We start from the raw sequence: 16,542 nt of genomic DNA, 5'->3' as shown, positions 1-16,542 counted from the left end.
GAGCCTCGCAGTCGTACCGAAGCATTGATATTTCCTTACGTACCGGTAAGTTGACTCGCCAGTAACGTGGACACGTGAGACCTCGGGGAGCGGTGATGGGCGTACGCAGGGACTTGAACCGGGCGAAACAGCGCGGCGGCCTGTCCGACCGTGCGAAGGTCGAGGTCGTCAGGGACGCGCGGGGTGTCGTCCGCGAGGCGCGCACACCCGCCCTCGCGCCCCGCCCGACCGGCGGCAGCATCGCCGACCTCCCCTTCGTCAACGCCACCGAGGCGCCCGGCGCCGTGGTCCTGCGCCGGGCAGACCAGCACGGCACCTACCATCCGGTGACCGCCGCCGCCTTCGCCCGCGAGGTCACCGAGACCGCCAAGGGGCTGATCGCCGCCGGCCTCGAACCGGGCGGCCGCGTCGCGCTGATGTCCCGCACCCGCTACGAGTGGACGGTCCTCGACTTCGCCGTCTGGGCGGCCGGCGGCCAGTCCGTGCCCATCTACGCCACGTCCTCGCCCGAGCAGATCGAGTGGATCGTCCGCGACTCCGGCTCCCGCTTCGTGGTCGCGGAGACCGCCGGGAACGCGGAAGCCGTCGCCACCGCCACCGCCCGCCACTCCCAGCCCCCGCACGTCTGGCAGATCGACCGGGAGGCCCTCGCCCACCTCGCGGACCTCGGCCGGGGCGTCCCCGACGACGAGGTCACCAAGCGCCGCGCCGCCCTCACCCCGGACACGGCCGCGACCATCTGCTACACCTCCGGCACCACCGGCCGCCCCAAGGGCTGCGTCCTCACCCACGCCAACCTCCACGCGGAGGCCGCCAACACGGTCGAACTCCTCCACCCGATCTTCAAGGAGATCACCGGCCAGGCCGCCTCCACCCTCCTCTTCCTCCCCCTGGCCCACATCCTCGGCCGTGCGATCCAGATCGCCTGCCTGATGGCCCGCATCGAGATCGGCCACTGCCCGAGCATCAAGCCCGACGAACTGCGGCCCGCCCTCAAGAAGTTCCGCCCCACCTTCCTCGTCGGCGTCCCCTACCTCTTCGAGCGGATCCACGCCACCGGCCGCGCCACCGCCGAACGCATCGGCCGCGGCGCCTCCTTCGACCGCGCCCACCGCATCGGCGTGCGCTTCGCCAAGGCCTACCTGGACAGATTCCTGGACCGGGGCCCCGGCCCCACCCCTGGCCTGTACGCCGCCTGGGCCCTGTACGACCTGCTGGTCTACCGCCGCATCCGCAGGGAACTGGGCGGCCGGATGCGCTACGCCATCAGCGGCGGCTCCCCGCTCGACCGCGACCTCAACCTCTTCTTCTACGCCGCCGGGGTCATCGTCTACGAGGGCTACGGCCTCACCGAGACCACCGCGGCCGCCACCATCGTCCCGCCCCTCAGGCCCCGCCCCGGCACCGTCGGCCGGCCCGTCCCCGGCACCGCGGTCCGGATCGCCGACGACGGGGAGGTCCTCATCAAGGGCGGCATCGTCTTCGGCACCTACTGGAACAACCCGGTCGCCACCGACGCCGCCCTCACCGACGACTGGTTCGCCACCGGCGACCTCGGCGCGCTCGACGAGGACGGCTACCTCACCATCACCGGCCGCAAGAAGGACATCCTCGTCACCTCCGGCGGCAAGAACGTTTCGCCGGCCGTCCTGGAGGACCGGCTGCGCAGCCGCCCCCCGGTCGGTCAGTGCATGGTCGTCGGCGACAACCGCCCCTTCGTCGCCGCCCTCATCACCCTCGACCCCGAGGACGTCACCCACTGGCTGCACGTGCGCGGCATGTCCCCGGACACCCCGCTCTCCGAGATCGTCGCCGACCCCCGGATGCGCGCCGACGTCCAGCAGGCCGTCGACTACGCCAACCAGGCCGTCTCCCGTGCCGAGTCCATCCGCGAGTTCAAGCTGGTCGAGGGCGAGTTCAACGAGGAGAACGGCCTGCTCACCCCCTCCATGAAGATCAAACGCCACGCGGTCACGGCGGCGTACGCGGCGGCGATCGAGTCGCTCTACGCGAAGAGGTGACCCGGGGCCGACACCTGCGGGGACGCGGCGAAGCGGGCCGCCGGTGAACTCGGCGACCCGCTTCGGTGTGTCCGGTGGTGGCGTCAGTGGTGCTTCGCGCCGTTGTCGCCGCCGTTGTTGTTGCCGTTGCCGTTGTCCGAGAGGATCGGGATGTCCGACAGGATGTGCGACAGCGGCTCGTCGCCCTTGGCCTGGGTGGAGTTCTCGGTGCACTGCTGGTTCTGCGGGGCCGACAGGATCGGGACGTCCTGGGCCAGGGCCGCCACCGCGGCGAGGTTGGCCTTGAGCGGCAGGCCGATGCAGGGCTTGTTGAGCGACCCCTGGACCAGCGAGAGCTGCGGGCTCATGTCGCCCTTGGTCACCGAGTTGCCGAACGCCTGGCTGGCGCCGTTCCCGCTGAAGCTCGTGGTGCCGCCGTCGTCGGCGAGAGCCTGGGGGGCGGTCGCGGCCCCGAGGCCGGCAATGGAAACGGCAACAGCCGCGGTAGCCCACAGCTTCTTCATGTTCGATCCCTTCGGAAAGCGGACTCCGTTGCGGAGTTGCGCCCTGATCAACAGGGCATCCGGCCAACGGTTGCGTTGATTGCCCCTATTGGCGCAATAGGCGGCTTATCGCGGGTGAGTCGCCGAGCCGGCCGACGGCTCACCCGTGCGGTGGTGGCCTGGGCGCTACTTCCCGCCGCCGTTGTTGTTGCCGTTGCCGTTGCCGTTGTCCGAGAGGATCGGGATGTCGGACAGGATGTGCGACAGCGGCTCGTCGCCCTTGGCCTGGGTGGAGTTCTCGGTGCACTGCTGGTTCTGCGGGGCGGACAGGATCGGGACGTCCTGGAGGAGGGGCGCCGCGGCGAGGTTGGCCTTGAGCGGCAGGCCGATGCAGGGCTTGTTGAACGAGCCCTGAATCAGTGCCATCTGCGGGCTCATGTTGCCGTACGTCGTCGAGTTTCCGTACACCTGCTGGGCGTCGTTCCCGCTGAAGCTCGTGGTGCCGCCGTCATCGGCGAGAGCCTGAGGCGCGGCGACGGCCGAGGCTCCGACGGCGGAGGCGGCGATCGTGGCTACGGCCATAATTTTCTTGATCACTTGCGATCCCTTCTGAAAAACCCCGTTTCCACCGGAGCGCCATGGACAACTTGCTCCGGACTCCCGAGTTGCTCTGATTCACTCCGTCGGCTCATTCGGAGGGGGTGCAAGCGGGGCGTGTGGAGCGTTTGTCGTTTTTGGAGTTCGCCGGTGCGAGCGGGGCCGAACGGGTGATGTGTCGAAACCGATACGGATGTACCGCCGTTGCTGCCGGAGCAGGGATCCGCGGGTCCCGCCAGGAAAGGAACGCGAAATGCTCAAGAAGGCAATGGCCGCCGTTGCGGTCGCCGCTTCCATCACCGGCCTCGGGGCCGCGACCGCCCCCCAGGCTCTCGCCGATGACGGCGGCACCACGAGCTTCAGCGGGAACGGCGCCAGCCAGGCGTTCGGCAACTCGGTGACCAAGGGCGACATGAGCCCGCAGCTCTCGCTGGTCCAGGGGTCGCTCAACAAGCTCTGCGTCGGCCTTCCCGCCAAGGTCAACCTCGCCGCGGCGCCCCTCCTCCAGGACGTCCCGATCCTGTCCGCCCCGCAGAACCAGCAGTGCACCGAGAACTCCACCCAGGCCAAGGGCGACGAGCCGCTGTCGCACATCCTGTCGGACATCCCGATCCTCTCGGACAACGGCAACGGGAACGGCAACGGCTGATTGTCGGACCGCAAAACGGCTCGGGCCGCCCGCACGGTGTGTGCGGGCGGCCCGAGTTCGTCGTCTTTAGCCGTATGGGCCGATCGAGTGCCGCCGATAAGACTGTTCGACAATATTGCGGGGCGATCGGGTGAATTACCCCACCCCCCGCGTTCCTCAGTTTCCTCCGGTGTCTATTCCTCGTTCGCAGACTGCAGGTCATGATGCGAGCCGTTCATGCTGTGCTCGCTCGGTTTCGGCCGTCAATTGAGGCATGACCGCAGAGAAGGGAAAAGACGTGAAGCTCAAGAAGAGCGCTGCTGTCGTCGCCGGCGTGATCATGGCCATGGGTCTGGCCACCCCGGCCTTCGCCGACGCGGAGGCCCACGGTGCCGCCATCGGCTCCCCGGGTGTCCTCTCGGGCAACGTGGTGCAGATCCCCGTCCACGTGCCCATCAACGTGTGCGGCAACTCGATCAACATCATCGCCCTGCTCAACCCGACAGCCGGCAACGTGTGCGTCAACGACTGACGTCGTAGCGCATCGCAGCAGCCGTTCGGCTGTGCCTCAGCCGGTCTTGGAGTGTTCTCAACGGCTCCAAGGCCGGCTTTTCCCACTTCTTCGAGCAGGAAGAAAGAGAGATGCGACAGAACCTGCGCAAGAGAATGGTCGTGGCCGCCGCGACGACGGGCCTGCTGTCCCTCTACGGCACACCGGTGCTCGCGGACACGGGCGCGCACGGGGCTGCCTCGAACTCGCCCGGCGTCGCGTCGGGCAACACGGTCGAGGTGCCGGTCACCGTCCCGGTGAACGTCTGCGGCAACACCGTCGACGCCGCGGCCCTCGGCAACCCGACCCTCGGCAACGAGTGCGGCAACACCGGCGACCACGCCCCGGAGAACGCCCGGAGCACCGAGAACGCCGAGCGCGCCCAGACCACCGAGAGCGCCCCGGAGCGCCACGCCACCCCGGTGGCGGAGCCCGAGTACACGCCGGCCCCGGCGGCGGACGCCGAGGAGCCCTGGGAGCAGGCGTACGAGGAGTACACGCGGCCGGACGCGTACTACGAGGAGTACGACGAACCCGTGGAGCACCCGCAGAGCTGGGACGAGGAAGGCCACGGGAGCGACGAGGGCTACGGGAGCGACGAGGGCCACGGGAGCGACGAGGGCCACGGGAACCACGACGGCACGCCGAGCGGCCACGACGAGGCCCCCGGCGACTACGGCGACGCCCCGGACACCGACGAGGACACCGAGGTCGGCTACGGCGACACCCCGCCGACCAAGCCCCCGCACCAGCCGCCGACGAAGCCGCCCACGACGAAGCCTCCGACGCACAAGCCGCCGACCGGCGGTCCGAGCCCCACGGGCAAGCCCCCGACGGAGAAGCCCCCCACGCACAAGCCGCCGACCGGTGGTCCGAGCCCCACGCACAAGCCCCCCACGGGCCACCCCTCTCCCACGGGCCACCCCACCCCCACCGACAAGCCTCCGACGGACAGGCCCCCCACTGACCACCCGCCGACGGACCACCCCCCGACGGATCACCCGCCCACGCTCCCCGAGACCGGCAGCGACCGTGAGGCCCTGCTCGCGGCCGGGGCCGCCAGCGTCGCGCTGATCGCGGGTGGGGGCATCCTGTACCGGCGGGGCCGGGCCGCTTCCCGTCGTTGAGTCCACGTGGGTGCCGGGACGCGCGGCGCGCCTCCCGGCACCCACGTGCGTCACGCCCCGGCGGTGGACGCCAGGTCCGCCCGCGCTCCCGGCACCGGGACGCGTCCGCCGGGCACCCCGGCGCGCAGCCGTCGCCGCACCCCTCGGACGAGGGTCGGGGCGGTGAACGACGCGCCGTGCACGAAGCGCATCGCGGGGCCGAAACCGGCCGCGGTGGTGAGGCCCGCGAGGAACAGGCCGGGGACCGAGGACTCGAAGTCCCGCCCGACCGCGGGCGAGCCGTCGGCGAGGGGCACCAGATCCGCGCGCACCTCACGCGCCAGCAGGTCCAGCCGCTCGCAGGTGGCCCGGAACCCCGTGGCCGCGATGACGTGTTCGGTGTCCAGCGAGGCCGGCTCACCGCCGCGGCCGACCGTCTCCAGGCGTACGGCGCCGCCCGTCTCGTACGCCGTCGCGACCTCCTGGCCGAGCCGTACCTCGACGGCCGGCTCGACGCGGTCGCGGACCCACCAGGCGCCCGCGGGGCCGAGCGCCTCCGCCGCGATCCGCACCCGTCTCGCCTCCGGCAGGCGGCGGTACCAGCCCGGACGCTCCGCGTAGAACCAGTTGCGCCAGCCGCAGCCGAGGCCGCTGTGCGGGGAGCGGACGGAGTCCCACGGCCGGCGCTCCAGCGGGGGCGGGACGTCGTTCCAGCGCAGGGCGCCGGAGCGGGCCAGCACACGGACGCGTGTGCCCTGTTCGGCCAGGAGCGCGGCCGTCTCCAGAGCCGCCTGGCCGCCGCCGATCACCGTGACGTCCCTGCCCCGGAAGCGGTCGAGGTCGCTGTGGTGGCTGCTGTGGGAGACCCGGTCGGACGGCAACTCCCGTAGCGCGGACGGGACTTCGACGAACGGCACGACACCGACGGCGAGGGCCACCGTGCGGGCGCGGACCGTCTCCCCGTCGTCCAGGACCGCCTCGAAACCGCAGTGGTGGCGCCGCAGCAGCGTGACCATGCGCTCGTCGACGGGCGGGAGGGCGTTGCGGGCGAACCACAGGCCGTACGAGGCGAACGTGCCGACCGGGATCGGCCGGCCGTGCCGGGCCTCGAAACCCTGTTCGGCGCAGTACGCGTCGAGCCGCCAACGCCCCTCGGGATCGCTCAGGTTGGAGGCCCAGGGCTCGGACTTGAGGAACATGCCGGGCGGCATGTGGTCGCGCCAGGACGCCATGGGGCGGCCGAGGACGCGCAGGCTGAGCCCGGCGGCCGCGGCGTGGGACGCGATGGACAGGCCGTACGGGCCGGCGCCCATCACCAGCAGGTCGTACATCAGGGTCTGCTCGCTTTCTCGTTCTCGGCGCGGTTCTCGGCGTGGTTCTCGGCACCGCTCCCGGCGCGGACCTCGCCGGGAGCGTGGTCGCGCTGGAGGGGAAGCGGCGGGCGGGGTGCCAGCAGGCGGCCGAGCGCGCGGCGTGGCCACAGCGACCACAGCGCGAGGCCGGGGGCACGGTCGTCCCGCGCGTACCAGGCCAGCTCGCGCGCGCCCGGCCCGGACGGCGGGTACGACAGGGACGTCCGGCGCAGCGCGGCGAGCGGCGCGTAGTTCTCCACGACGAAGGTCCGGCCCGGCACGGGGGCCCCGTCCGGGACCCGGCGGCCGGTCAGGTCCAGATGCAGGGCGCGGACGACGTCGATGCCGGCCGCGTCCGTGAAGAGGCGGAACTGGGCCCCGGGACGCGGATTGAAGTCGAGCAGGTGGTACGCGCCGGTGCTGCCCTCGCGGCGGAAGTCGAGGTCCAACACGCCCCGGTAGCCGAGCGCGCCGGTCAGCCGCTCGGCGAGGGCCCGCACCTCGGGGTTCGGGGTCCAGCGGCCGACGGCGGTCAGGCCGGCGCCGCGCGGCCAGGCAGCCAGCTTCCGGCCGGTGCCGCCACCGCACACGGCCCCGGCGCGGTCGGCGTACCCGTGGAAGAACCAGTCGTGGTCGAGCCCCGGCGGCAGGAACGCCTGGAGGAGCAGTCGGCTGCCGGCCTGCTCCGAACGCCGGAACAGGGCCGCGGCCTCTCCGGCCGAGCGCACCACCACCGTGCTGCGCAGCCCCGCGTCGGCGGGCAGCAGCCACGGGCGGCTCCACTTGGCCACCACCGGCAGGCCCAGCTCCCGCGCGGCGGCGGCGGCCTCCGCCGGGCTGCCGGGGACCACCGTCGCCGGGTGGGGGAGGTCCAGGCGCCCGCACAGCGCGGCCAGTTCCGCCTTGTCGGCCACCTGTTCGGCGAGGGCGGCGGGTCCGGCCGGAAGCAGATAACCGTCCGTCAGCTCCGCGCGCAGCCGGCCGGTGGCCACGGCGCTCGCGTCGTCCAGGGCGATGAGCACCGCGGGACGGCCGACCCGGTCAGCCACCCGGCGCAGCACGGCCGCGAATTCGTCGAGGGAGGCACCGAGCCGGGGCGGGGTGTGCGTCGCGTGGAGGAACCGGGAGCTGCGCACGGGGCTGCCCTCGCAGTCGGCGACCAGGTGCACCTCCACACCGGCGCGGCCCAGGGAGCGTACGGCGCCCAGGGTTCCGTGGTGAAAGGGATTGCGGTCCGTTCGCAGCAGAACGGCCGGAACGCGGGTGTCGAGTGGCGACAGGTTCATTTCGTCGGGGTCCTCGCACATTTCTTTGACGTCGGGTCACCCGTGCGGGCGATTCGGACACCCGAAGGCCGGAGCCCCAGTTGGCGGAGTTCGTATTCGTATGACTGATTGTCAGTAGGTGGAAATCGGCGGCGGAAAGCAGTGAAGTGAACAGAGCGGAGAGGGGAGCGGACATGGCTCCACAACAGCGGCGGCCCCGGCACAGGAGACCCCGCACCAGACGGCTGGCGCTCGTCGCGGCAGGCGTGGTCGCGTCGTTCGCCCTCGCGTCGGTCCCGGTGCACGCCGTGGGCGCGCGGGTGGCGGGCCGGGCGACCGACCCACCGGCACCCCCGGTCCCGGCCGCTCCGGTCAAGCCCCCGGTCCCGGCCGCTCCGGTCAAGCCCCCGGTCCCGGCCGCTCCGGTCAAGCCCCCGGTCCCGGCCGCTCCGGTCAAGCCCCCGGTCCCGGCGGCGCCGGTCAAGCCCCCGGTCCCGGCGGCGCCCGCCGCCGTCACCCCGGCTCCGGTCGCCAAGACGCCCGCTCCGGTCGTCCCGACGGCACCGGCCGCCCCGAGCGCCTCCGTCCCGCCGCCGGCGGGCTCGCCCGTGCCGGCCACGCCCTCCGCGACCCCGAAGCCTCCCGAGCAGTTGCCGGCCATCGGCGCCTACCTGCACTACGGGCCCCGCGGGGTCGCCCGGATCGCCGAGCTGAGCGACTGGCTGGGCGGCTCCGACCTGCGGGTGGCGCACACCTACCTGCCGGGCGACCGCTGGTCCAACATCGAGGGCCTGCCCGGCTTCCTGGACTCCTGGGCCGAGTGGCGGCGCGACGAGGACGACCGGATGTTCGTCCTCAACGTGCCCATGATGGAGCGCAACGAGGAGGGCGTCTCCGACCACGAGGTCCGCGCGCTGCTGCGCCGCGCCGCCGCCGGTCAGTTCGACCACCACTACCGCCGGCTCGCGGAGCGACTGGTCGAGCTGAAGATCCCGGACACGGTGATCGTGCTCGGCTGGGAGATGAACGGCATCACGTACACCCATCGCTGCGGGCCGGACCCGGAGAGCTGGAAGAAGTACTGGAACAGGATCGTCACCACGATGCGCGCGGTGCCGGGTCAGAAATTCAAGTTCGACTGGACCCCGAACCGGGGCAGGGACGCCATTCCCTGGACGCAGTGTTATCCGGGAGATGACACCGTCGACATCATCGGCATGGACTCCTACGACCAGCCGCGCGGAATCACCTTCGACGAACAGGTGAAGGAGCCCTACGGCCTGCAGGCACACGTCGATTTCGCGAAGGCGCACAAGAAGCCCATCTCCTACGCGGAATGGGGACTCTTCCGCAACGGCGACAACCCGGAGTACATGCGGCGCATGCTCGCCTGGATGGACGAGCACAAGCCGCTCTACAACACGCTCACGGACTACTGCCCGCACGGTGTCTGGCAGTGTTCGAGCAACCCGAAGGCGGCGCAGGTGTACCGGTCGATGCTCTTCGGCCGTGACACGGCCGGGACCGCGACTCCGACGCCCACTCCCACCCCCACACCGAAGCCGGCTCCCACCACGCCCGTACGTCCGCCGAACTGTTCGCCGCTGGAGCTGGGCGACTGGGTGGAGTACTGGCTCGGCGGGAAGCTCTGCGTCCGTACGGACTGGTGGTCGCGCTACCGGTGATCCGGAGCCGGCGGCGGGCCGCTCAGGGCCCGCCGCCACCGCGTTCCTTCCGCTCCGGCCGGTCCCCGCGCTCCCGGTTCTGCTCGGCGCCCTTCCTGGCCCGCCACCGGTGGAGCAGTTCCTTGCCCCGCAGCCGGGCCGCCGCGTCGCAGGCGACGGCCGACAGCAGGGGCGCGGTGCGGCGTCGGGCGAGCAGCAGGCGCTGGTTGACGACGGTGTCCGGGCGCCAGCGCAGCTTGTACGGCTCGGCGCCCCGCAGCAGACTCAGCACCTGGTGGACGCCGGAACCGACATGCCCGGCGCAGGCGTTGAGCAGCATGGTGGCGACGTCGGCCTTGCGTTCGCGCAGCCGCGGATGGGCGCCGTAGAGGTAACCGCCCGCCAGCCGGTGCGACAGCAGGGTGACGTCGACGGCCATCACGTCGCCGTCCAGCCGGAACTCGGTCACCACGGCGTCCCCCGAGCGCACCATCGGCCCGACCGCGCGGGACAGATGCTCGGAGAAGCGGGGGCGCATGTGCTCGGTGGTCACCTTGCGGTCCTGCCACTGCAGGCGGTGCAGGTCCAGCATGGTCCGCAGGGCCGCGTCCACCTCGTCGGCGCCCACCGCGCGCGGCTCGATGCCGAGGTCGCCGAGCTTGCGGAGCTTGGCGCGCACCCGCTGGGCCCGGGAGCTGGGCAGCCGCTTGAGCAGCTCGTCCATGGGCCGCGCGGGCAGTTCCAGACAGACCGAGTCGGCCACCTTGCGGCGGGGTCCCCGCCAGCGGTCGTAAATCTGTTCGACGGCAGCGCCCGGCCGTACCTCGCGGAAGTCGATCAGCGCGGTCCGGGCGGCGGCCGACAGCCCCTCGGCGAGCGCCGTCGACGCCTGCTCGGCGTACTCGTCGTCGACGATCACGTCCGCGAAGTCCGAGATCGGGCAGCCGAGCGGGACCAGGGCGGGCAGCGGACGCCGTACGAGCATCAGCGGGGCGACCGCGCGCAGCTCGGCCCCGTCGCGGACGAGGACCAGCCGGAGCCTGCCGGGGGTGCCGTACGACAGCCACCAGGAGTGCAGCCAGGCGTGGTTCTGGAACGGGGTGGCCGCGCCGCACCGCCGGTACAGACGGTCCCAGGGCCCGGCCAGCTCGCCGAACTCGCGCTCGTCGGTGCAGAGTTCGGCGCGCAGGGTGGTGCTCGTCCCCGTCTCCAGGACGCTGGTCACAGCTGTCCGTGGGCGTCGGCGGCGAGAGCGGGACCCGGTACGGAGGCCGACGGCGGGGCCCCGGGGGCGCGGCGGGGCCGGATCAGCAGGGCCAGCCCGCCGAGCAGCCCGCCGGCCGCGGTGCCCACCAGACCGGTCACCGTCGGCGACGCCGAGGACGCCTCGGTCGGCCTGGTCGCGCGGGCGAACTGCTGCAGTTCGACGCGCGTGGACCTCTTGGTGTCGTTCGCGTGCCGGGTCAGGGCCCGGGAGACGGCGTTGGCCATGTCGGCGGCGAGGTCCGGCCGCGAGGAGGTGGCGGAGACGGCGACCATCGGCGCGTCCGGCGAGGTCGCCGTCCGCACGTCCTTGCGCAGCGTCTCCACCGGCACCCCCGCCCACACCTGCGCGTCCCCGAGCACCGCGACCTGCGTCGCCACCCGCCCGTACGCCTGCGCGAAACCGAGCGCCGACTGGGTGTCCGACCCTTCGGCGGGCACGACGACGAGATAGCTGGTGGCGGTGTAGACGGGCGCCTTCACCACGCCGTACGCGCCCCCGGCCACCCCGCCGAGCAGCGCGCCGGCCGCGAGCACGGACCAGGAGGGCAGGGACCGGGCGCGGCCGCCGTGGGCCGGCCCGCGGTGCGGGCTGTCGGACATACGTTCAGACGTACGGTCGGTCATACGGAACTCACTCCCAGGGGCGGGGTCGGCGAGGGCGTGCGGGAGACGGCGGCCGCGTACACGTCCATGAGCTGGGCGGCGCTGCGGGTGATGCAGTAGTGCTGGGCGGCGGCGGGGACGGCCCGGCTGCGCGCGCCCTGCGCGCGGAGGTCCAGCAGGGCGCTGACGAACGACTCCGCGCCCCCCTGGACGCGCCGGGCGCCGACGGTCGCGTCCGGCGGCAGGTCCTCGATCGCCGGGCAGGAGACATAGAGCACGGGCAGCCCGGACGCCATCGCCTCCACCACCGCGAGCCCGAAGGCCTCCTCGGCGCTGGGCGAGGCGAGCACGTCCATGGCGTTCATCAGCGAGGGCAGATCGGCCCCGGGGGCGCCCGCGGCCGGCCGTTCCCCGGTGAGGAGCACCCGGTCGGCGACCCCGGCCCGCTGGGCGGACCGCCGCAGCACGCTCTCCTCCGGGCCACCGCCGGCGATCAGCAGCCAGCAGTCGTCCGGTAGCCGGCCGAGCGCCCGGACCAGCACGTCGAACCGCTTGCCGGCCGCGAGCCGTCCGACACCGCCGACGACGTACGCGCCCTCGGGCAGCCCGAGCCGCCGCCGGGTCAGCTCGCGCAGGTCCGGATCGAAGCGGAAGCCGGCGAGGTCGATGCCGTTGGGGACGACCTCGATCCGGGGGGCCGGCACGCCCCAGCGCCGCAGCCGGTCGGCGACGGTCGGCGAGACGGCGACCGTGGACCGGCCGAGGCGCTCACTGGCGAGATACAGGGCGCGCACTCCGGCGGACAGCCGGCGCCCCTCCATCTGCGAGTCGCCCAGGGAGTGCTCGGTGGCCACGACCGCGCGGACCCCCGCCAGCCGGGCGGCGAACCGGCCGTACACGCAGGCCCGGTAGAGGTGGGTGTGGACGAGGTCGTAGCCGCCCCGGCGGATCAGCCGCACCAGACGGGGGAGCGCGGCGAGGTCACGGTTGCCCGCCATGCCCAGATGAGTGACACGGACCCCGTCGGCGGTGAGACCGTCGGCGACCGGGCCCGGGTTGGTCAGTGTCACCACGTCGCAGTCGACCGGCAGATGACGCAGCAGCAGCCGCAGTTGCTGCTCCGCGCCCCCGACGCCGAGGCCCGTGATGATGTGCAGCGCCTTCACGTCGGCCTCAGACCCCCTCGACGGGACGGCGGCGCAGCCGGTGCAGCTTCCGCTTCAACAGCAGCCGCAGGGCCGTGTCCTCCTCGCCGATGTGCACCCGGGGCAGCGCGTACGGGCCGTTCAGCGGGCCGGGGTCGATGGCACAGGCGTACGCGTACCCGGCGTCCCGCACGGCGTCGGCGGCCCGCTGGTCGAGGGTGCCGTACGGGTAGCAGAAGCCCTGGACGGGAGCGCCGGTCAGCTCCGCGAGCCGCGCTCTGCTGTCGGCGGTCTCGGCGCGCAGGGTCTCGTCGTCCGCCTTCGTGAGGTCGACGTGGGTCAGCCCGTGCGAGCCGACCTCGATGCCCTCCGTCCCGGCGGCCGTCCGGATGCCCTCCTCGTCCAGCAGCGGCTTGCGCGGGCCCAGCGGGTCCCAGGCGTTCTCGCCGCCGAGCCGTCCCGGCAGTACGAAGAGCGTGGCCCCACAGCCGTGGGCGCGCAGCAGCGGCAGCGCGGTGTCGACGAAGTCCGTGTACCCGTCGTCGAAGGTCAGCCCCACCAGGCCCCGGCCCTCGCCCCGGGCGCGGGCGGCCAGCAGCTCGGCCATGCCGACCCCGCGCAGCCCGCGCCGCCGCAGCCAGCCGAGCTGGGCGTCGAGGCGGTCGGGCGAGACGGTGATGCGGTAGGGGTCCTCGGAGGAGTCGCCCACCGAGTGGTACATGGCCACCCACAGCGGGGTGGCGGCGGTCGTCGGTCTGGGGTCAGCGGTTACGGACATACGGCAGCCTTCGTGTGACGGAACGGAGGGCGGGGGTGACGCCGGAGGCGCCCAGGGCCGAGGCCAGCAGGACGAAGACGAGGGCGACGACCACGCCGCCGACGGCGAGGCCGAGCACGGGGGAGTCGAACCGGTCGGCGCAGTACATCCCCACCACGCCCGCGGCCACGGCCGCCCGCACCGGCCGGCTCATCTCGCCGACCACCTGCCGGGTGCGGATCGGCACCGCCCGGCCGCGCATGCCGCGCAGCAGGAGCAGGGCGGTGAGGGTGATGCCGATGGCGTTGGCGGCGGCGATGCCGAGGACGCCCCAGGAGTCGACGGTGGCCGCGCCGATCCACGAGGTCGCGACGATCCCGGAGGCCATCGCGGCCAACGGGTACCAGGTGGGCCGGCCCGCCGAGAAGTAGGAGCGGACCAGTGCGCTCACCAGGGCGTGGCCGAGCAGCCCGAGGGCGTACACCCGCATCACGGCGGCGGTGGCGGCGGTGTCCCGCGCGGTGAACGCACCGCGCTGGAAGAGCAGTTCGATGATCTGCGGACCGCAGGCGAAGATCGCCGCCGCGCCCAGCAGCACGATGCACGACACCAGCGCGAGATCCTTCTCCACCCGGCTGCGGGCCCGCTCGGTGTCGCCCTCCGCCATCGCCTGCGCCACCACCGGGAGGGTGACGGTGCACAGCATCAGCGAGAACGTCATCGGGATCTGGGCCACCTTCTGCGCGTAGTTGAGGTGCGAGATGGCTCCGGAGGGCAGCGTCGAGCCGAGGAAGCGCTCGATGAGGACCTGGGACTGACGGCACAGCGCGAACAGCAGCACGGTGGTGATGAGGGTCAGCTCGACGGGCCGGGCGGCGTCCCGGTCGTCCCCGGACGCGAGCGCCTCGGGGCACACGGGCGGCGCGGGGGCCCCACGGTCCCGCTTCGGGCGGCGCAGCTGCCGCAGCAGGGCCGGCAGCTGCGTGGCGATCATCAGCACACCGCCCACCGCGACCCCGAGGGCCGCCGCCCGCACGCCCCAGCGCCCGCCCAGCACGAACATCGCCGTGATGATCCCGACGTTGTACGCCACGTAGATCGCGGCGGGTGCCACGAACCGGCGGTGGGCGCGCAGGGCCGCGCTGCAGTAGCCGGCCAGGCCGAAGGTGAGGACACAGGTGCCGGTCAGCCGGGTGCAGTCGACGGCCAGGCGGGGATCGGGCAGCCCGGGTGCGAGGGCCTCGACGAGGTAGGGCGCGCCGAGGATGAGCAGGACGGCCGACGCGGCGAAGGCCAGCGCCAGCCGGGGCAGCGTCGAGGCGACCAGGGAACGGACCGGGTCGGCGCCCGCGCCGCCCCTGGCCCGCCGGGCCACGGCCACGCTGAACGCGGGCACCAGCACGAACGCCATGCCGTCCTCGATCAGCAGCGTCGCCGCGAACTCCGGCACGGTCCACGCCACCAGGAACGCGTCCGTCTCGCTGCCGGCCCCGAACAGGTACGACAGCGACTGGTCCCGGCCGAGCCCCAGCAGCGCGGCGGCCGCCGTGAGCGCCGCCGTGACGAGCGTCGCCTTCGCGAGGAACCGCCCCGTGGGCGGCGCGACCTCCGAGGGCTCGGCGGCCCGCGCGCCGGGCACCGAGGGGGCGGGGGCCGGGGGAACGGGGTCGACGGTGTGCGAAGGGGGCGGCACCGGGTCCACGGCGCCGGAATCCGGTGCCGCCGGAGGTGTCTGCCGCGGTGCGTGCGGGGGAGTTCCGGTCATCGTGCCCCGGCCCCCTCCGGTACGCGGGACGCGACGGCCCCGGCCGGGGCGGCACCCGTGGCGGTGCGGTCCGCCAGCGCCCACCACGCCACGAGGCCGAAGCACACGGCCGTCAGCACGGTCGTCGGCCCGCCGATGTCCGCGTACAGGAAGTCGACCAGCACCCAGGTGATCAGCCCACAGGCGACGAGCCCGCAGTCGAGCCCGCCGGTCCGGCGTGGCCCGCTCTCGTGCCGGGCCCGCGCCAGCCCCCGCACCCCGCACACCGCCAGCGCCAGCCAGCTCCCGGCGAGTGTCGTCAGGCCGATCAGCCCCTGCTCCCCCAGGACCAGCAGGTACATGTTGTGGGGGGAGAGGAGCGGCTGCTTCTGGTAGGCGGTGCCGGCGCCGGCGATGTCGCTGCCGGCGGACAGCGCCAGCGAGGCGTGGCCGTCGCGGTGCTCGGGGAAGCCCTTCAGTCCCACGCCCGCCAGCGGCTGCTCGCGCCACATCCCGGCGGCGGCGGCCCACATGGTGTACCGGTCGGTGACCGACTGGTCCGGCGTGTCGGCGACGTGGGTGATGCTGCTGATCCGGTCCTGGATCATCGCGGACCCGATCCCGAGCCCGCCGACGAGGACCACGCCCACGGCGGCGACGGCAGCGCAGACCACCACCGCCCGCCGCAGCCCGGCCAGCAGCACCTGCAGTCCGCACGCCGCGGCCGTGGCGATCCACGCGCCCCGGCTGAACGACACCGCGAGCGGCAGCACCAGCAGCACCGAGCACACCACCGCCCAGGCCCGCTGCCGCACCGTCGCGGGCGCCAGCGCCAGCCCGACCGCGCACACCAGCCCGAACGACACGACGGTCGCCATCCCCATGACGTCCCCGGCCCCGAAGGTCCCGACGGCCCGGATGTCCTCACCGGCGTAGCTGGCCCCGGTCCCGGTGGCGAACTGGTGCACCCCGACGGCGCCCTGCCACAGCGCGAGCCCCACGAACGACCAGGCCACCACCCGGAAGTCGGACCGGCCGCGCACACACAGCAGCACCGCCACCGGCACCAGCACGAAGATCTGGAGATACCGGCCGAACCCCTCGACCCCGGCCCCCGGGTCGCCCGCCCCGGCCGTCGCGATCGCGAGCCCGACCACCGGCAGTCCGAGGACCACCGCGGCCGTGCGGGTCAGGGGGCGCCGCCGGTCCCGCAGCAGCCGCACGGCGCAGAACAGCACCAGCAGCCCCGAGACGGCGTCGGCCGGGGTCGCGCCGCCCTCGGCGCCCTGCGTGATCGGCAGCGCGAGCGCGGCGACCACGGCGACCACGGGCAGGACGGGCGCCGCAGCGCGCACAGACGTC

At 73.3% G+C, this 16,542-nt stretch carries 15 protein-coding genes; 5 read left to right on the top strand and 10 right to left on the bottom strand.

The genetic code is table 11. The annotated features are described in order from the left end of the window. Positions 1-95: 95 nt before the first annotated feature. Positions 96-2,021 carry an AMP-dependent synthetase/ligase gene (locus tag H4687_RS17530; protein WP_046917923.1) on the top strand — a complete coding sequence of 642 codons (1,926 nt, stop codon included), beginning with the start codon at positions 96-98 and terminating at the stop codon, positions 2,019-2,021. An 83-nt stretch (positions 2,022-2,104) separates the two neighbouring features. On the opposite strand, the gene H4687_RS17525 is transcribed toward H4687_RS17530, so the two are convergent. Then, the gene (locus H4687_RS17525) at positions 2,105-2,524 is read right to left on the bottom strand and encodes a rodlin (RefSeq protein ID WP_046917922.1); all 420 of its coding nucleotides are present in this window, start codon (positions 2,522-2,524) and stop codon (positions 2,105-2,107) included. Positions 2,525-2,689: 165 nt separating this feature from the next. After that, the gene (locus H4687_RS17520; RefSeq protein ID WP_050398200.1) at positions 2,690-3,100 is read right to left on the bottom strand and encodes a rodlin; all 411 of its coding nucleotides are present in this window, start codon (positions 3,098-3,100) and stop codon (positions 2,690-2,692) included. Positions 3,101-3,353: 253 nt separating this feature from the next. Here H4687_RS17520 and H4687_RS17515 point away from each other — a divergent pair, with 253 nt between their 5' ends. The 3 genes from H4687_RS17515 to H4687_RS48055 all read left to right on the top strand — a co-directional run bounded on the left by H4687_RS17515 (position 3,354) and on the right by H4687_RS48055 (position 5,405). After that, entirely contained in the window at positions 3,354-3,749 is a 396-nt protein-coding gene (locus H4687_RS17515) for a rodlin (RefSeq protein ID WP_046918774.1), read from the top strand. A gap of 253 nt (positions 3,750-4,002) precedes the next feature. Beyond that, the gene (locus tag H4687_RS17510; RefSeq protein ID WP_046918773.1) at positions 4,003-4,260 is read left to right on the top strand and encodes a chaplin; all 258 of its coding nucleotides are present in this window, start codon (positions 4,003-4,005) and stop codon (positions 4,258-4,260) included. 110 nt (positions 4,261-4,370) lie between these two features. Continuing rightward, positions 4,371-5,405, top strand: a complete 1,035-nt coding sequence (locus H4687_RS48055; protein WP_050398202.1) for a chaplin — start codon at positions 4,371-4,373, stop codon at positions 5,403-5,405. A gap of 50 nt (positions 5,406-5,455) precedes the next feature. Here H4687_RS48055 and H4687_RS17500 read toward each other — a convergent pair whose 3' ends face one another. Further along, positions 5,456-6,715, bottom strand: a complete 1,260-nt coding sequence (locus tag H4687_RS17500; protein WP_046920069.1) for an NAD(P)-binding domain-containing protein — start codon at positions 6,713-6,715, stop codon at positions 5,456-5,458. Next, the gene (locus H4687_RS17495) at positions 6,715-8,016 is read right to left on the bottom strand and encodes an ATP-grasp domain-containing protein (RefSeq protein ID WP_046920070.1); all 1,302 of its coding nucleotides are present in this window, start codon (positions 8,014-8,016) and stop codon (positions 6,715-6,717) included. The genes H4687_RS17500 and H4687_RS17495 overlap by 1 nt, the downstream gene beginning before the upstream one ends. Before the next feature lie 179 nt (positions 8,017-8,195). Between H4687_RS17495 and H4687_RS17490 the strand changes: the two genes are divergently transcribed. After that, positions 8,196-9,686, top strand: a complete 1,491-nt coding sequence (locus H4687_RS17490; protein WP_192781683.1) for a glycoside hydrolase family 26 protein — start codon at positions 8,196-8,198, stop codon at positions 9,684-9,686. 22 nt (positions 9,687-9,708) lie between these two features. On the opposite strand, the gene H4687_RS17485 is transcribed toward H4687_RS17490, so the two are convergent. Genes H4687_RS17485 through H4687_RS17460 form a run of 6 tightly spaced genes read right to left on the bottom strand, consistent with a single transcriptional unit; the run spans position 9,709 to position 16,535 of the window. Beyond that, entirely contained in the window at positions 9,709-10,890 is a 1,182-nt protein-coding gene (locus tag H4687_RS17485; RefSeq protein WP_046919700.1) for a GNAT family N-acetyltransferase, read from the bottom strand. Further along, a complete protein-coding gene (locus H4687_RS17480; protein WP_179860116.1) occupies positions 10,887-11,531 on the bottom strand; it encodes a YveK family protein in 645 nt (214 codons plus the stop codon). Before H4687_RS17480 ends, H4687_RS17485 begins: the two co-directional genes overlap by 4 nt. Before the next feature lie 20 nt (positions 11,532-11,551). Beyond that, positions 11,552-12,700 (bottom strand): glycosyltransferase, encoded by a 1,149-nt coding sequence (locus tag H4687_RS17475; RefSeq protein ID WP_046919698.1) that lies wholly within the window; start codon positions 12,698-12,700, stop codon positions 11,552-11,554. A 7-nt stretch (positions 12,701-12,707) separates the two neighbouring features. Next, entirely contained in the window at positions 12,708-13,457 is a 750-nt protein-coding gene (locus H4687_RS17470) for a polysaccharide deacetylase family protein (protein WP_225966727.1), read from the bottom strand. Next, positions 13,441-15,201 (bottom strand): lipid II flippase MurJ, encoded by a 1,761-nt coding sequence (locus H4687_RS17465; RefSeq protein WP_225966726.1) that lies wholly within the window; start codon positions 15,199-15,201, stop codon positions 13,441-13,443. The genes H4687_RS17470 and H4687_RS17465 overlap by 17 nt, the downstream gene beginning before the upstream one ends. Beyond that, complete coding sequence (locus H4687_RS17460) at positions 15,198-16,535, bottom strand: O-antigen ligase family protein (RefSeq protein ID WP_046919898.1); 1,338 nt, start codon at positions 16,533-16,535, stop codon at positions 15,198-15,200. Before H4687_RS17460 ends, H4687_RS17465 begins: the two co-directional genes overlap by 4 nt. Between the last annotated feature and the right edge of the window lie 7 nt (positions 16,536-16,542).

The organism is Streptomyces stelliscabiei (assembly GCF_014873495.1).
Lineage (GTDB): Bacteria > Actinomycetota > Actinomycetes > Streptomycetales > Streptomycetaceae > Streptomyces > Streptomyces bottropensis.
Note: the sequence above shows the minus strand (reverse complement) of the source record. Positions and strands in the feature narration are given on the sequence as shown.

Coding starts and splice junctions, on each gene's coding strand:
- H4687_RS17530 (WP_046917923.1), top strand. CDS start 96: ATGGGCGTACGCAGGGACTTGAACCGGGCGAAACAGCGCGGCGGCCTG.
- H4687_RS17525 (WP_046917922.1), bottom strand. CDS start 2,524: ATGAAGAAGCTGTGGGCTACCGCGGCTGTTGCCGTTTCCATTGCCGGC.
- H4687_RS17515 (WP_046918774.1), top strand. CDS start 3,354: ATGCTCAAGAAGGCAATGGCCGCCGTTGCGGTCGCCGCTTCCATCACC.
- H4687_RS17510 (WP_046918773.1), top strand. CDS start 4,003: ATGACCGCAGAGAAGGGAAAAGACGTGAAGCTCAAGAAGAGCGCTGCT.
- H4687_RS48055 (WP_050398202.1), top strand. CDS start 4,371: ATGCGACAGAACCTGCGCAAGAGAATGGTCGTGGCCGCCGCGACGACG.
- H4687_RS17500 (WP_046920069.1), bottom strand. CDS start 6,715: ATGTACGACCTGCTGGTGATGGGCGCCGGCCCGTACGGCCTGTCCATC.
- H4687_RS17490 (WP_192781683.1), top strand. CDS start 8,196: ATGGCTCCACAACAGCGGCGGCCCCGGCACAGGAGACCCCGCACCAGA.
- H4687_RS17480 (WP_179860116.1), bottom strand. CDS start 11,531: ATGTCCGACAGCCCGCACCGCGGGCCGGCCCACGGCGGCCGCGCCCGG.
- H4687_RS17470 (WP_225966727.1), bottom strand. CDS start 13,457: ATGTCCGTAACCGCTGACCCCAGACCGACGACCGCCGCCACCCCGCTG.
- H4687_RS17465 (WP_225966726.1), bottom strand. CDS start 15,201: ATGACCGGAACTCCCCCGCACGCACCGCGGCAGACACCTCCGGCGGCA.